Below are 945 nucleotides of genomic sequence, written 5' to 3' on the forward strand. Positions count from 1 at the left end.
CCTTCGCAGCTTTGGCTTCGGTAATGACGTTTGTGAATTTCATATCCGCTTTGTAGTGTCTCCTTGCTCTCTTTGCGGAAATGCAACGTTTCCCCAGCTAGGCACGTCCATGTATCCCTGGTTTCACTGTACGTCCAGTTCTCCACCTTTCCGATATTCTCTTTCCAAGCTTTACTCTTTTCTTTGTGGTAGCTGCCGTATTTCACGACCGCCTGAATCTCTTCCTTTTCCAGATAGGCGTAGTTTTCTTCACTGCCGTAACCTGCATCCGCAATTACCGCCCTAGGAAGTTTACCCAAGATCTTTTTTGCCTTTTCCATATGCGGCTGTAAACAACGGGTGTCCGTAGGTCTCGGGTGTAGACTGTACGCTAAAATAAACTGGTTTTCCGTTCCGATTTGTACATTGTAACCCGGTTTGAGTTGACCATTTCGCATGTGGTCTTCCTTCATCCGCATGAACGTCGCATCCGGGTCGGTCTTGCTAAAACTGTTCCGGTCGCCAAGTAGCCTCTGGTACTGTTCGTACTTCAGTAATCTGGGCAGCAAATCCTTCCGAAGCTTCCGAACGGCTTTTTTCAGAGGTTTGTCTTTAGGTTTGTCCAGGAGCTTAGACTCCAGCACCTGGGTCAGGGTTTCTAGCTTCTCACTGTTCATCTCACAAGATTCTCCGAATTCGGCGAGGTCCTTTCCCTGGAACTCCTGTTCTTCTTGGTGCTCTGCCGCTTCAATGTCAGCAAACAGAGCGTGTACCTTCTCCTGTAATTTCGCTTTGTGTTTGCTGACCGCTTTGCCCCAAACAAAGGTGTAGCGATTGGCATTCGCCTCGATCTTAGTGCCGTCCACAAAATAATGCTCCAGAGACACGTATTTTTCGTCAGCCAGAAACTGAAGCACGGCGGTAAATACCGTTTCGAGGACATTCCTCATCCGCTGGGAACGGAAG

At 48.6% G+C, this 945-nt stretch carries 1 protein-coding gene; it reads right to left on the reverse strand.

The genetic code is table 11. The annotated features are described in order from the left end of the window. Nucleotides 1-945, reverse strand: a 945-nt coding sequence (locus tag A3844_RS06070) for a transposase (protein WP_143192016.1), incomplete at both ends; no start/stop codon positions are given.

Source organism: Paenibacillus helianthi (genome assembly GCF_001909055.1).
Lineage (GTDB): Bacteria > Bacillota > Bacilli > Paenibacillales > Paenibacillaceae > Paenibacillus_AQ > Paenibacillus_AQ helianthi.